Raw genomic sequence first — 15490 nt, forward strand, 5'->3', positions numbered from 1 at the left:
ACCAAATTTCGTTACATTGTCTGGCTCGCTACTTTATTCAGAGCCATAGGGTCATCTGGTGATACAGATGGTTCACTCAAAGCGGTGAACAGCGCTTCATACGACTTCACGTCGCACGGGCTGAAACAAGTTAGCCCCTACCAAGCAAAGCCAAATCGAAGAGATAGAAGAACAGGTGTAGATACGGCTGCGAGCTTCGACTTCTGGGTGAGGTATCGCGAAGTGATACGCTTCGAACGAGAGATAGGGTCGTTCTTGGACTCCTGTCCTTCACGACATTGAGACTTCCTGTCTGGCAGATATCGAACTGGCCGTTTAACAGGGAAGTTATTGGTTTTGGTAGAGTCCACATAGCAGAAAATGTTCCCTACATTTTTCGACATTTCCTCCACTGACCCATAGGGATATGGGAAATGTCTTTAAAGCGTCTGGAACGCTTAAGACCTTGGAGATCGGACGTGCTTGCGGTGGTTCGCAAACCTTCTCTAAGAAATAGTACACATACCCAGCTGGAGGCGATAGATAACAATGAACAAACCACTTTCAAACACACCACTCAATACCAAGCCTGCTAAAAGCTAAACCAGAAAATGTAAACCTGTTCAAAGTAGATTTACCTCCATCTTTACCTCCGTGTACTCCGTGAAGCGCAGCGCTCCGTGGTGAGAACAAGCTTTTGCCTTTTAGTTAAACAATCCAAACAAAGACTATTCACCACTGAGGACACAGAGAAGTGCAAAAACATAGTGCAGTATCAGAAGCCAAATCGAAGAGAGGCTTTCTCTTCAAGCCATGGGTGTCGATGGGTGTGCCACATCTTTAGCTGTTCGATTGAATATTTATAGAAATATGTAATCTAATTGTGGTTCCAATACGTATAGGTTACCAAACAAGCCAAATGAGAAAGAAAATGTTTTCTATCTTTAAATCAAATCCGACAAAAAAATTAGAAAAAATTTATGCTTTAAAGCTTGAGAAAGCGATGTATGCGCAGCGGAATGGGGATATTAAGAGTTACTCTTTTTTAACCCTTGAAGCAGAGCAGATATACGAAAAGATTTTAGCGATAAAACAGAGTTCGAAAGGGTCATAATCTTTATGAAGTATATCTAAACCATTTAATGCGATTAGCTCTCTTTCGAAGGCTAATGGCATTAGAGGTAGATTGCAAAAGTCAGTAGGCTAAATCAAGAAAATGTTGCGAACCTTCATTCCAAGGTGGAATTATCATGTGCATCAATGAAGTTCTCTAACTCACGATTGAGGAGGGAGGCATCGCCAAGGTTGAGCTCTAATATGCGTCGAAGATGGCTGATGCTATCAACATCAATATGGACACATTTTAATCCCAAAAGATTGCCTGTACGGTACGTGAGTGTTGCTTCCATTTGTAATTCAATATCAGAGTCCGGAAGGGAGAAATCTAACATGATTAAGCCGTCGGCTGGGGAGAAGTCCTGCGGCTTTTCTACGAGCACGCCATTTAGGCTTAAATCATGAATTTTAGTTGTCCAGATATTATCGCCTTGGCTAAGGTTGGCTTTGGTATCAAATAAAATACGGGAAAACTGGCGCCTCTCATCCATTAGAAATCCTTAAAATACACGTTAATAAACATCATGAAAAATTTACATAGGTAGCTACAAGCATATGCCACTTTGCTATAGGTGTAAAAATTCTATTAGGTAAATTAACGAATGACGGGCAAAAATCATTAAATGTTGGATGAATATCATACAAAAAGGATATTTTACACATTGCTTATATGCAGATATGAAAAAATATGAAAAAATATGAAAAATTGAAGGCAGTTTTAGTGTGGAGAATATAAACCATGGCGTATAACGTATTGGTTGTCGATGATGAATCTGTCATTCGAGCAAGACTAAAAGGGTATTTTGAGAAGGAGGGATACCGTGTCCATCAGGCTCAAAATGGCGAACAGATGTGGGAGGAGTTTAATCGTCAGCATATCGATCTTGTGATACTCGACATTAATCTGCAGGGCATTAACAGCATGACCTCCGGTGTTGATGGGTTAAGTCTGACGCGGGAGCTTCGTAGTCGTTCCGATGTCGGCATCATCTTGGTCACTGGTCGTGATGAAGCCATCGATAAAATCATTGGGCTTGAAATGGGCGCTGATGATTATGTGACTAAACCTTTTGAGCTGCGTGAATTGTTAGTCAGGGTGAAGAATCTTCTCTGGCGTATCTCCCTTGTCCGCAAGGCCGAGAAAGAGATGATTGAGCAACTTGAACAGAAAGATGATGTGATTATATTCGATGGTTATGCGCTTGAACTAAACAGTCGAAAACTGCTCCATGGTGAAAACCTGATTAAGTTAACTAAGGCTGAATTTGAGTTATTAGCCGCGTTTGTGCTCCATCCTCAGCAGGTGCTATCTCGTGAGCGCCTAATGCAACAGACCAGCCACAGAAATCAAGATGTGAACGATAGAACCATTGATGTGATCCTTAGAAGGTTGCGTAATAAACTTAACCCTGAGCTTTTTGTGACCGTCCATGGCGAAGGTTATCTATTTTCAGCCAAGGTTGAAGGTTAGTTCACGGTATAGATGGGGTAGAAATCAGGTGGCGCTAAACTTTTATCCAGTTTACTTTTGATGTTGTGCTGATTTAGGTCCTTGCTAACGATTCCCTCGATTTTAGGTCCAATGTCCCCTGTGATAGGTTCGCCTTCCAAGGTTTTAACTACCACGTCTATTGCAAGCTTACCCTGTAATACAACGAGATCATCATTACTAAATGCAATCTTGTCTCTGAATAAACCTCTAAGTACGCCTGGAGACAGGTAGCTGCTAACCAGTTTTACCTGATTTTCTAATTTCTTAATGCGTATCTCTCCGATCGCAGCCTCTATGGCGACCGCACTGCCTAAAATATAATCAGGACTACGTTCATCGAGTAGATGATGCAGCTGGTCACGGTACAGATTACGGTTATTATCAGTGTGGCGGATTGAAGATATGGTTATTTTACTGTCTTTGAGCGCGGCTAAAATACCTTGATCGACCCAATCACTTTCCCCCTGTTTTTCGGGTCCAGTAAGCAGGGATACATCGACCTGCTTTTGGGCATTTAGTGCTGAGTTAGTTGCGAGGTCATTTTTGATAAATTGGCCAGCATTCAACCCCATCTGATACCAGTTCACCCCAACTCGGGTGGTGATACTTGGACTGTCGGTTCTATTCACCAGTGCGATAACTGGCTTAGTGATGGGCTCATGGTAATATGAGAGTAATTTTGGGGAGACGGCTCCAAGTAAAATCGCATCAAAATCACTTTTCAAGCAGTGAGTGAGTTGGCTTAATTGTTTCTTTTTCTCATAATAACTGCCCGCTTCAAATAACTGAAGCGTGATATTAAGCTTGCTAGCTTGTTGAACTAAACCGTAATCTATGCCAATCCAGTAAGCATCCTTTAGGTGCGGAACTAAGGCGCAGATTTTCCATGGTTTACTGGCTTGTTTCAACGGTGTGTAGGTAAGTTGACTGGTCGTTTGAATTTTGACATTGAAAGGGCTACGTTGCTCTAATGACCAAGTTTCTGCATGTACCTGTAAGATAAATAAAAATGGCACCATACAGGCAACCATTGATATTTTTTTGTTGAAAAGCACTTTTTGTTTCCATAAGCCAACGTAGTGTAGATTACATTGTATCAGTCATAGAAGGAATAAGAGTGAGCTCTTTATCACTATCAAGAAAAAGTTTGGTCGGACGATTAATGTTAGCTTTTGGCATCCTAGGCTTACTGTTATTGCTCTTGGTTTCACTTGGCAACATGAGTTTGTACTGGGTTAATCAAGCCGATGCTTACCTCTATGATAAGGCGCTACCAGCATCAGAAGCGGCTAGGGAGTTGGCACAAGCATCCAATGCGTTGGCTGAAAATGCCCAAGCGTTAGGCAGAGTCGAAGAGGAACATTTACGTCAGTTTATCGGACGTAATTTGTCGATCAACAGTACTAACATGCTAAGTGCGATTGCTAAGCTTAAAAGCTTGCAGGTTCAAAGTGACTGGCGCCTTGAATTGACCGCTGGTGAGATCATTCATGACTTATCACAACTGGGTAAACAAGTCGGAAAGCGATTGTCTGTCGCTGGGCAGCTAACGGAGCAGGGAGAAGCCTTAGTACTGGCATCGAGTAACAGTATCAAGCTACTTGAAGCCGAATTAGCCGTTGTCGATTCCTCTGTGCTTGCTAAGTTGAGTCTGGCATACCCAGAGATTGTTGGCGATGTGAGAAGTGCCGAGTTGCTGGATACTGTCATAGAATACGATATTGATATTCAAGAGCGCCTCAATCGAGCACTGAAACTTATCCATAATATCGCGCTTATTGGCCAGCTGCTTCAATCACCAGAGCAGGAAAGAGGCCTATTGACTGTGCTTACCAGCATGTCAAACAACATGCCGTCTACTTTGTCACCCATCTCCTATCGACCTCTACCGACTCCTCAGACATATATGGATCCCAATGACACGACGTCAGGTTCCATTGTGCAAGTGGATCTGATGGCGCTGGAACTGCTTAAGGGCTTGATCAGAGATCCCGTTCGTGCTGCAGATTTAGAACAAGAATTTCAGGTGCTACGACGTGTATCTGAAGGACTTACGATACAAAAGCAATATATCCACTTGATGACAACCCAAAATAAACAGCTGCAGATGCTCTCTAATAAGCTTTATGAGCTAAACCAAGCAGTGGATCATGCGATGTCGATTCAGCAGCAAGATGCAGAGCAGGCACGCCTTGATTATTTGGAGCGCATAGACTGGGCCAAAGCTGGGCTGATGGGGACAGGCATATTGATGTTGATTGTCATTTTATTTGTTGTCTATCGAGTGATATATAAAGGGATCGCAGTGAGGTTAAATGAGGCCACTTACGCGCTTTCAAGGCTAAGTCTGGGGGATACGCAAGTGGCCATCAACTCCTATGGCGATGATGAGTTAACTGCAATGGCGAGTGCTATTGAGGCCTTCAAGCAAAAAACCGCGCACAATCAAAAACTGCAACTCGAATTAAGAGAGAGTGCCGATGAACTCAGTGAACATAAAGCGGCGCTGGAGATCACCGTCGAAGCCCGCACAGAAGAGTTAGCTATTGCCAATAGGCATTTGGATTCGGAAGCGAAAGGGCATGCGCAAGCACGCAATATGGCCGAGGAGGCCAATCAAGCAAAATCCCTCTTTTTAGCGACCATGAGCCATGAGATCCGCACGCCCTTAAATGGCTTATTAGGTACGCTGACTTTACTGGGGCATTCAGAGCTGCCAGTCGCTCAGAAGCAGATGTTAGCGTTATCGCAATACAGCGGCACTTTACTGCAAACGGTACTTAACGATATTTTAGATTTTTCGCGACTAGAGCAAGGTAAGTTAAGCAATGAACCGCGCCCTGTCGCCATCAAAGAACTTCTCGATGATGTGGTTGCTATTATGCTCGCTGGGGCTGGGCTTGCTGGGCTAAACCTAGTGATAGAGTGCTCAAAACTGCCTGATTGGATCAATATTGATGGCCCTAAGTTAAGGCAAGTATTGTTTAACCTTATTGGCAATGGGATTAAGTTTACCCCCGAAGGAGAGGTGAGATTAAAAGTTTGGGTTGATGGCAAAGCGCTGTGTTTCATGGTGATCGATTCGGGAGTGGGGATTAGCGAACAAGCTAAAGAGCACCTGTTTAAAGCCTACAGTGCGCATCTGAATCATGGTCGTTCTCGAGGTACTGGTCTTGGTCTTGCCATCAGTAAAGAGCTGGTGGAGCTGATGTGCCATACGCCTGAGCATGAGAGCGTGATTGAGGATTGTTATCAACCTCTTTGGGTTGAAAGTGAAGTGGGTAAGGGGAGTCGTTTTGGTTTCAGTTTGCCGCTTATTTTTTGCTCTCAAGCGAATGAACATGTTGAGGCACCACAGCGTGAGGTGAATAAAAAACGTATTTTGGTGATTGAGGATAATAAAGTGAATGCCATGGTGGCTCAAGGTTTCCTCGCGCACTTAGGTCATGAGTCCGAACTTGCGAACAGTTGTGCTGAGGCGCGTCAGATCTATAAGACTAGTGTTCAAAGTTTCGATGCCATCATGTTGGATATTCAACTGGGTGATGGATCGGGGCTCGATCTGTTAAATGAATTAAGAGAGATGACGCATCAAGCCACCCATGATCTGGAAATTGCAGCATTTACGGCACAAACTCAGTCAGATGATATGGTTAATTATCAACAGATGGGCTTCGATATCGTGTTAGGTAAGCCGCTTAATATGCAGATGCTTGCGGCATGGATTGGGGCTGCTAAGCCTGAGAATATCACTGTCAGTGATGCATTAAATCCACAACCAGTAAATGAAGTTGTGGCGTTAACTCAAGCATTGCTTTGTGAAGATGAACTTAGTGATTTAATTGATCAACAGCAGATAAAACAAGATATCGAATATTTAGGCGTTGAGGCTGTTGTTGAGATGATGGAGCTGTATCGAGAATCAAGTCAGGTTCAGTTGTCTGCACTCACTCAGGAGAGTGACAACAGAAATGCTGTGCTCCACGCGTTAAAAGGCAGCAGTGCGAGCATGGGATTAAAGGCGTTATCTGAACTCTGTAAACGCCTTGAAAAAACAGATTATCAGTTGGATGAACACCTAAAACTGCAACGATTACATCAGGATTCTTTAGCGATGTTAACGCAGCTCATTGAAAAAGAGCAGTGAACAGCCTCATCAGAATGCCACTAAGCCAGTTGACTTGGGCTGCATCCTGACTAAGCCATGATAGCTTTATGCTGATTGATATTGTGGCAGGCGCAGGCTTTCTCTAATTTGATAGCCGATGATGACGATAGTGATCACCTGATATATGACGCCTGACCATGAGTTGAGATGAAGCGATAAGCTTAGATTACAGGCATTGCTGACTAACATAGCCCATCGTAATCGGATCCCTGATGTGTGAATAAGCGCAAAACTCATGATGACGGCGGCAAACACAGCACACCATTCGCTCCAATGTTGAGCCCAAAACCAGCCTAGCAGTATGGCCAGTGACGCGAAAATAGGTGCGAGTATGGCTCGACGGCAATAACGGCCAGCGCAAAAGCGTCCCATATTCAGTAGCTGATTGGCCATGCCCAGTGGGCTTCCGAGTAAACCTAAATGAAGTGATGTCAGGCCCGCTGCCACGATGTTTCCGCTCAGCAGTTTTTGGTCATTTTTTTGTGCGTTTGCCCACCAAGCTAACAACATGGAGATGAAACCAATACCTTGGGCGATCAATAGATGAGATACGTCGAACACTAACAATAATCCGATAAAATATAACAGCGGGCTATTGTCGTTATTTTGAACAGAATAACTGTGATCTTGGTTGTTTTTGCTAATTTAATGACCAATTATTCTGTGCTTTGTGATCCAAGTACCTTTCTTTTGAGGGGGCGAGGAAAGTGACATATTGCTTTCAAGATAGCTATTAATATTCGGCAGCGTCATCTGACAAAATCAACTGATTTCTGTTACACTGCGCGCCAATTTTGTTGGGCTGATTACTGGTGTATTTATGTCTTTTTCTTCTATGGGTTTAGCTGCTGATCTAGTCACTGTGTTATCTGAGCTGGGTTACGAGATTCCAACACCTGTGCAGGTTGAAACCATTCCTGCAATCTTAGCCGGTCACGATGTGATGGCGGGAGCGCAAACTGGTACTGGGAAAACGGCGGCGTTTGCCTTGCCTATTCTTAACCAGTTAAAAGCACAGAAACTCAGCGATAAAGCTCAGATGGAACCAGTCAACAAAGAGGTAAAATCTGTTCGAGCTTTGATCTTAACGCCGACGCGTGAGCTTGCACTGCAAGTACATCAAAGTTTTGTTAAATATGGTAAGTTGTCGGGCCTTGATAGCGCTATTGTCTACGGTGGCGTGAGCATCGATGCCCAATCTGATGTGTTAAAAGCGGGCGTGGATATACTTGTCGCGACTCCGGGTCGTCTGCTTGATCACTTAAGACGAGGTTCTCTGACCCTTAATCAGTTAGCTTTCTTAGTGTTCGATGAGGCTGACCGCATGCTGGATATGGGCTTTAAGGACGAGATTGATGCCATCCTTAAACAGGTTCCCAAGCAGAGACAGACCCTATTATTTTCAGCCACATTTGATGATGCCGTATTTGGATTAAGTAAAGCTTTGCTTAAGGAGCCTAAACTTATTGAAGTGGGTAAGCGAAATGCGGCTGCCGGAAAGGTAGAACAACGCGTCTATGCTGTCGATGCAGATAGAAAAACCGAGTTGTTATGTCACCTACTACTCACTGAAAAGTGGCAACAAGTATTGATATTCAGTCGTAAGAAGCTGGGTGCAGATAAGATAGCATCTGCTTTACTTAATGCAGGTGTTAAGGCGATGGCGTTTCATGGTGATCTCTCACAAAGTGCCCGTGAAAAAGTGCTGCAGCAATTTAAACTGGGTGAGATTCAGGTGTTAGTCGCTACCGATGTAGCGGCTCGGGGACTCGATGTCGAATCATTAGCAGTGGTGGTGAATTATGAATTCCCCTTTATCGCTGAGGATTATGTTCACCGTATAGGCCGTACAGGTAGAGCGGGGAATTCTGGCATCGCTATCACTTTATATAGTGAAGAAGATGCCCTGTTACTTGAAGAGGTTGAGGCGGTGCTTGATACGCGTTTGCCTCAGCAATGGTTGGCTGGCTTCGAACCGGATCTCACTAAGAGCACGTCTGATGTAAGAAGAAACAATAAATCAGCACAAAAGCAACGTGCCAGACGCAGAGCTACAGGCAGTAAAAAAGCAAGACGCTAGAATGAGTGTAACAAAACAAGGTGTTGTATCGATTATATAATTAACGTCTCTAGTTGAGACGCGCTTAAGGTGATATTTCCGTGGTTGAATCGAATAATGAACATGACCCTAAACTTTTCGATATTGGCGATGTGATTCAGTTACTGACAGAGGTCGATGGTCAGGCTCAGTCTGCCTTGTTCGATGAGATCCTCGAAGGTGCTGAATCAGGCACCATTGCACTTTTATTAGAGTCACTCCCCTTAGATGATCGTTTTGAGCGATGGCAGCAAGTCAATTCGACTGAGCGGGTCACCGTGCTGAGCTTAATGCGTGCAGAACCTCGAATGGGTATCTTGGAGCAGATGACCACAGAGGCCTTGGATCATCTCTTTGCTCAGCTTAGTCCTGAGGATTTGATTGATTGGAGTGATCACCTTCCTGATAACTTAACTGCGCGAGCATTGGCGCAGATGGGTCTGCGCCAACGTAAACATTTTGAATTGTATGATCAATATTCCGATAACGAGATTGGTCGATACGCAGATCACCAGATGTTGGTGTTGGATCTCAACTCCACGATTGGTCAAGCTCAGAACTTTTTCCGCCGTATTAACTTAGATTGTAATGATAAAATTTTCATCATTGATGAACAGGGTAAATACCAAGGTGAGGTAAGACGCTTTGATATTTTCAAACATGATCTTACTGAACCATTAGTCTCTTTATTGTCTGAAGATACGCGCTCACTGTCTGCTGATACCTCTCTATTAGAAGCCGCTGAATCCATGGAGCATAGCCGTGAGGTTGAAATGCCGATTGTGGATAATGATGGGGTGTTGATTGGCCGTGTAACATTGAGAACTGCGACCATATTGGTGCGAGAGCATTATGAAGCTCAACTCATGGCAACGGCGGGTATGGATGAGTCAGACGATCTGTTCTCGCCCATCGTCAAAGGAGCACAGCGCCGAGCTATCTGGTTGGGGATTAACCTGTTAACGGCATTCTTAGCGTCCGCGACCATAGGGTTGTTTGAAGGAGTATTAACTCAAGTGGTTGCGCTCGCCATCTTGATGCCAATAGTGGCGTCGATGGGTGGGATTGCTGGTAGCCAGTCGTTAACCTTGATGATCCGTGGTATGGCCATGGGGCAAGTGTCTACTGGTAACCGTTTTTCATTAATGAAAAACGAGTTAGGGATTGGGGCGGTTAACGGTGTTTTATGGGCAGGGGTTATCGGAGCCGTTGCCGCGTGGTGGTTTGCAGATCAGACCTTAGGCATGGTGATGGCGTGTGCTATTTTAGTCAATATGCTGGTGGCTGCCGTGGCGGGGGTTTTAGTGCCGATTATTTTACAGAAGTGTCATCAAGATGCCGCATTGTCCGGTTCAGTGATATTAACAACGGTGACGGATGTGGTTGGTTTTTTCACCTTCTTAGGCATGGCGACCCTACTATATTTGTAATACTAATTAAGAAGAATTAGACATAAAAAAAGCGCTGAATGTTCAGCGCTTTTTTATTGATATTAAATGGTTTAGCTTTCTGACTTTAAATCATCAAGATCCGATGCAACCCAGTTTTTAGTCAAACGCGCGAGTGCGCAGTAAAACTGTCCACTGTCACATTCGATGACCTTAGCAGCAAAGTTACCTAACCAATTATTAAGGTTAGATTCAATGAAGTTTAGCTGAGTGGTTTTGTCGCTGTTCAAACACAGGTGTTCCACATAGGCTAAAATCACCGCCAAATGATCGGCTGGCTCAGGAAAACTTGTCTGAACCTGTAGCTTACTCTGCTTAAGGAATTGCAACATCTGCTGATGTTGCTCCCCAAAAAGAGGTGTTTCATGATCGCTGCCGTTCAGGTATAAGCTGGCATAAGGAGAGGCACTGTGCTTTGATCCCACTAGGAAGAGGCCACAATAATCCGCGGCTAGTTCCAATAGTGCCTTATCCGTTTTTAGCGTATTCAGTACAGATATTAAAGTATCGATATCTTGTTTGAATGCAGGCTCACTCGCTAGTTGTGCTAAGAAAGCTTGCGCTTGCTCACCTGTTAGTTCGTGTAGAATTTGATGATCAATTTCTTTAGCAAACAGGGATGAGAGAAGTCGATAGACCATCGCTCTTGCCTGATTGACTGCCGAATCATTCATATCACTTACATTCATACTTCATCCTTCATACGCTTAACAAATTCCTTATAGGTACAAGACTAAACATTAACCTGAATAGGGCCACTGAATGAGCTTACTTCAGGTACTTTACCTCGGTATTTTTCAAAATCAACCAAACAGGTATAGGCTGAACAAGCTTGCGCTAGTTTTGATGTACCGATATCCAGAGTCAGTGTATTTGGATCACCGTAGCTACAGATTGCACCGATTTCAGCGCCGCCTTCTTTGCTACCATTTGGACCAACAGGTCCATACCAAGCACCTTCTTGAATACGGATAATACTCTGAGGGAAGTTGTTTGAAACCACTGCACCTGCAAGTAATTGACCACGGTCGTTAAAGACACGAACAATATCACCGCTCTTAATGCCACGCTCTTTTGCATCTGCAAGGCTGATATAAACAGGCTCGCGACCTTTGACGGTATAGGTTTCACGGAACTCTTGCGATTCACACATCTGAGAGTGAAGACGCTTATCTGGGTGGCAAGACTGCATCCACACTGGGAATTTCTTCGAACCTGGACCACCATGGCTTCGCTCTGCTTTTTCCATCCAAGTTGGGTGGCCTGGGCAGTCGTCATAGTTGTATTGAGCAATCTTACGGCTGAAGATCTCAATCAAACCAGAAGGCGTACCGAGTGGATTGATTTCAGGATCGTTTCTGAAATCCGCATGACGAGTCCATGGCTTACCTTCGCCAAAGTAAACGTAACCGGCTTTCCAGAACTCTTCAAACAGAGGCATATCGAACTTGCCAGCGTTAGCCGCTTTACAGTCGTTATACAACATAACCAGCCAATCTTTTTCCGTCATACCACGGGTGTATTCTTTCTCTTTCCCTAGGATTGCCGCAAAGCGAGTGAAAATTTCAAAATCAGATAAACTCTCATACAGAGGCTCTACCATCTTCTGCATCGATAACAAACCACGGTTAGCGTAGCTGCCATAGATGTCGATATCGTTACGCTCAAATGTGGTACATGCTGGCAACACGATATCAGAGAAACGACATGTCGCAGTCCAGTTCATGTCGATAGAAACAACACATTTCAGTTTCATGAAGGCTTGCTTCATTCTGTTTCTATCTTGATGGTGGTTCCATGGATTGTTACCAGAAAATACCATCATTTTGATATCAGGGAAGGTCACTTTAGAACCATTTGAATCGATGATTTTACCTGGCTCTAAAATTGAATCAATCCAACGCGCAACTGGGATCGTGCTGCTTGCACCTTTGAAGTCATTGCTATCAAAGATAGGCTTTTGACCTTCATCCAAGTTACGTGGGAAAGCACCTGGTGCAGCTGCACCTGATGACGGAACACCGATACCAGAGTAATGGTGACCATAGCTGATACCGCCACCTGGTAGACCAATTTGGCCTATCATGGTGGCAAGTACAGCACCCATCCAGTAAGGCTGCTCGCCATGCTGTTGGCGCTGAATACACCAGCCCATCATCATTTGAGTACGGCCTTTAGTCATGACTTTAGCTAAGTCACGAATCACTTCAGGGCTCACACCACATATTTTAGATGCCCACTCAGGCGTCTTAGGTACACCATCACTTTCGCCCATTAAGTAAGGGAGAAATTGATCGAAACCTAAGCTGTAACCTTCGATAAACTTAGTGTCATGTAGGTTTTTGGTCACCATTTCATGGGCGATACCTAACATTAACGGCACATCGGTTTGTGGGTTTACATAAAGCTGCTCACACCCTAGGTACTCTTGAGTCTTAGTAACAACAGGGTCAATACTGATCACACGGATCTTGCCCTGTTTTACTTTCTCTTTAAGCTGCGCTAGATAAGCATAAGATTCATGTGTTTCCGCGTTCCAACCTACTTGTAGATTCTTGTAAGGATCGTTGGACCATAAAACGATGGTATCGGACTCTTCAAGAATTAATGACCAAGAGGTACCCTGTGCATACACTTCGGTAGAACCTAAGATATATGGCAAGATTGTCTGGCCCGCACCGGTAGAGTAATCGCCGATTTTTTTAACGAAATTACCGTGCATGCCAACAGCACGTTGCATATGGCTAGTACAAGAATGCAATTGACCGGTTGCACGCCAGCCTGTTTGGCCCGCGTGAAGACCCGATGGACCGTACTTAGTTTGTACTTCATCAAGAGAGTCTTTAAATAGGTGTAATGCCTTGTCCCACGTGACACGTACGAAACGGAAATCGCCGCGTTGACTGGTATTACTTTCAAAGCCATTCAGTAAAAAGTCTAAACGTACCATCGGGTAGCGAACACGTGATGGGTTATACACTAAGCCCTTTACGCCATTGATCATATCCGATGGATATTTATCACTGTCGAATGGAATAACTTGGTCGATAACGCCATTTTTACGCTTCATTTTGAATGCGCCAAAATGTGAACCAGTCGTCAACCAGACATCGTCGTCTTTGGCACCAGCTGCCGCTAGCGCATTAAGGGGAGCAAGTACTGATGCACCGCTTAGGACAACATAAGATGTTGATACTAATCCCTTTAGAAAATCTCTTCTTTTCATTTTCTTTATCCTATTAGTGCTAGTGCGCAGACTTATCGAAAGTAGATGAATGCTCTTGTAGGTATTTCTGTACCAAGGCTTGTGTATCTTGATCCATATTAACGAAGGCGATCATACCTTGGAACATACCTGGCCAAGTGTTGGCATCAAAGTGAGCTTCTGCAGGTTGAGTGTGACATACGCTACAGCTAGTGCTGTATGTTGAACGTGCGTAATCCCAAAGCGGTTGCAGATCTGTCACTAAGTAATCTTTGTCTGTCCAGATCTTAGCTTCAACACGCTGCCATGTAAGACCGGTTAATGGGTCTACTTTCTCTTCAAACACTTCCATTACACCCTCTTCAAGGGCGGCATCTTTAGTTAACTGAGCAGATAGAATGTTGAGACCGAAATCGTAGTAGATCACACGTCCTGCACCAATTCTCTTACGCCAGCCATCGATACCAATTTTTACACGGTTGCCGTCAGCTTCTAAAACTTTCACTTTAGTCGCGATGTTTAACGTACCGGCTTCAACGTCTGTTGTTGCATTGAAGAAAAGTGGTTTAGTCAGCGCAGAGTAGTAAATTTGTCCGTCTTCAGGTGAACTGACACCGCTACCGACTTGAGCGATTAGCTCAGGAGCACGAGCAACGCCCATGTTTGGTAGTTTATGTGCAATACCTTTGTGACAATCAATACAGCTTTGATCGAGTTCAGCTGCGCGCTTCATCTGCTTTTGAGCAAGTTTAGACATGCTTTCCCACTTCATTGAGTCGTAGCTATGGCAGTTTTTACAAGCAAGCGAGTTATCAAGATCGAAACGTTTCCATTCACGACTTGCCATCTCTAAACGCTTAGCTTCAAATTTTTCAGGTGTGTTGACCGTTTGTAGCATCCAGCCCCATACATCGTGAGATGCTTCGAGCTTACGGGCAATCTTACGACCCCAGTTGTGTGGAACATGACAATCAGGGCAAGTTGCCCGTACGCCTGAGTGATTAGACCAATGCACTGTTTTTTGTAGCTCTTGGTATGGCATGCTTTCCATACTGTGACAGCTAATGCAGAACTCTTCGGTATTGGTCATCTCTAGTGCGGTATTGAACCCGCCCCAAAAGATAACGCCCATTAGGAAGGCAGAAAGACTAATCGTACCTAAGGTAAGAAATTTGGCTGGCTTGGTTAGCGTGCGCCAAATATTCATGATCCACTTCATAGCAGTATCCTTTAAAATCTCAAATTCGTTATTGTTAAACTATTGCAGGCTTGGTTAGTGTGCAGCGACGCCACTTAACGTTTGGATAATCCAAATGAATAAGCCGTAAGCTCCAACGCCAGTGAAGGCAAGTATTGGGAAAAGAAGAAATATAATGAAACCTAAGGCTTTTAATTCTTTAGATTTCACCTCTGTTGCTGACTCTGTAGGTAGCTGTTCTGCCATAACCGACTCTCTTAAGTGATCTAATCTCTGATTACACCAATATAAAGCATGTTTGTGAACAGGAGTAATACGATGAATGAATGATATTTATGAAAATATGAAAAAATATGAACAGATTTCGCTTTCTGTTACTGATTAATTCGTCAGTTAAAATATGAGCGATAAGTTATTTTTTGTGCAAATGGTGAGATGATTATCTGAGTGAGGGGATGGCAATTGATATGAAGTTAGAGCGGAGTCATTATGGGACTCTTTTGAGTCAGTTTCACCTCCATTGAAGTAAATAATAAATCGCCAATCTTTGAAGGAAAATGGCACTATCTGCTTGTTACATATTGCTGTAGAATCCGCCGCCAACAAAGGCTGTGTTGTCATTGAACTTTCAGTGAAAAGTCCGTGATATAGCGAATATTGATGACGTATCGGTCACTATTTAACAGCATGCAGGTCACTTTAAATACTCAATAGTATAAGTGGATCTCTCACCCGATGTATCGTTTACCTGCCATAGCCTTTCAACTTTCAGAGATCAAAAAGGTA

The 15490-nt window shown here is 43.9% G+C and carries 13 protein-coding genes; 6 read left to right on the top strand and 7 right to left on the bottom strand.

Annotated features, from left to right (window positions below):
* Both FN961_RS25965 and FN961_RS23545 read left to right on the top strand, forming a co-directional pair.
* Positions 1–282: hypothetical protein (locus FN961_RS25965; protein WP_221936144.1), on the top strand; the 282-nt coding region annotated here is incomplete at its 5' end.
* A gap of 628 nt (positions 283–910) precedes the next feature.
* Positions 911–1093, top strand: coding sequence for a DUF6435 family protein (locus FN961_RS23545; protein ID WP_144042592.1), 183 nt, complete (start codon positions 911–913; stop codon positions 1091–1093).
* A gap of 115 nt (positions 1094–1208) precedes the next feature.
* Here FN961_RS23545 and FN961_RS23550 read toward each other — a convergent pair whose 3' ends face one another.
* Positions 1209–1586, bottom strand: coding sequence for a PilZ domain-containing protein (locus tag FN961_RS23550; protein ID WP_144042593.1), 378 nt, complete (start codon positions 1584–1586; stop codon positions 1209–1211).
* A gap of 248 nt (positions 1587–1834) precedes the next feature.
* On the opposite strand from FN961_RS23550, the gene torR reads away from it, so the two are divergent.
* Positions 1835–2566 (top strand): two-component system response regulator TorR, encoded by a 732-nt coding sequence (torR, locus tag FN961_RS23555; RefSeq protein ID WP_144042594.1) that lies wholly within the window; start codon positions 1835–1837, stop codon positions 2564–2566.
* Here the strand turns inward: torR and torT are convergent.
* Positions 2563–3606 (bottom strand): TMAO reductase system periplasmic protein TorT, encoded by a 1044-nt coding sequence (torT, locus tag FN961_RS23560; RefSeq protein WP_229814793.1) that lies wholly within the window; start codon positions 3604–3606, stop codon positions 2563–2565. The genes torR and torT overlap by 4 nt on opposite strands.
* Before the next feature lie 98 nt (positions 3607–3704).
* On the opposite strand from torT, the gene torS reads away from it, so the two are divergent.
* Positions 3705–6734: a TMAO reductase system sensor histidine kinase/response regulator TorS gene (gene torS, locus FN961_RS23565; RefSeq protein ID WP_144042595.1), complete on the top strand. Its 3030-nt coding sequence runs from the start codon at positions 3705–3707 to the stop codon at positions 6732–6734.
* Between the two features lie 66 nt (positions 6735–6800).
* Here torS and FN961_RS23570 read toward each other — a convergent pair whose 3' ends face one another.
* Positions 6801–7316 (bottom strand): YgjV family protein, encoded by a 516-nt coding sequence (locus FN961_RS23570; RefSeq protein WP_144042596.1) that lies wholly within the window; start codon positions 7314–7316, stop codon positions 6801–6803.
* A gap of 259 nt (positions 7317–7575) precedes the next feature.
* On the opposite strand from FN961_RS23570, the gene FN961_RS23575 reads away from it, so the two are divergent.
* Entirely contained in the window at positions 7576–8835 is a 1260-nt protein-coding gene (locus FN961_RS23575; protein WP_144042597.1) for a DEAD/DEAH box helicase, read from the top strand.
* Positions 8836–8915: 80 nt separating this feature from the next.
* Positions 8916–10283: a magnesium transporter gene (locus tag FN961_RS23580; RefSeq protein WP_144042598.1), complete on the top strand. Its 1368-nt coding sequence runs from the start codon at positions 8916–8918 to the stop codon at positions 10281–10283.
* A gap of 71 nt (positions 10284–10354) precedes the next feature.
* Here the strand turns inward: FN961_RS23580 and torD are convergent, their stop codons facing one another.
* The 4 genes from torD to FN961_RS23600 are packed head-to-tail and all read right to left on the bottom strand — an operon-like array spanning position 10355 to position 14950.
* Positions 10355–10975 (bottom strand): molecular chaperone TorD, encoded by a 621-nt coding sequence (gene torD / locus FN961_RS23585; protein ID WP_144042620.1) that lies wholly within the window; start codon positions 10973–10975, stop codon positions 10355–10357.
* 59 nt (positions 10976–11034) lie between these two features.
* Positions 11035–13527, bottom strand: a complete 2493-nt coding sequence (torA, locus tag FN961_RS23590) for a trimethylamine-N-oxide reductase TorA (protein WP_144042599.1) — start codon at positions 13525–13527, stop codon at positions 11035–11037.
* Positions 13528–13546: 19 nt separating this feature from the next.
* Positions 13547–14725 (bottom strand): pentaheme c-type cytochrome TorC, encoded by a 1179-nt coding sequence (gene torC, locus FN961_RS23595; protein ID WP_144042600.1) that lies wholly within the window; start codon positions 14723–14725, stop codon positions 13547–13549.
* 54 nt (positions 14726–14779) lie between these two features.
* A complete protein-coding gene (locus FN961_RS23600; RefSeq protein WP_144042601.1) occupies positions 14780–14950 on the bottom strand; it encodes a periplasmic nitrate reductase, NapE protein in 171 nt (56 codons plus the stop codon).
* Between the last annotated feature and the right edge of the window lie 540 nt (positions 14951–15490).

This window comes from Shewanella hanedai, assembly GCF_007197645.1.
Lineage (GTDB): Bacteria > Pseudomonadota > Gammaproteobacteria > Enterobacterales > Shewanellaceae > Shewanella > Shewanella hanedai.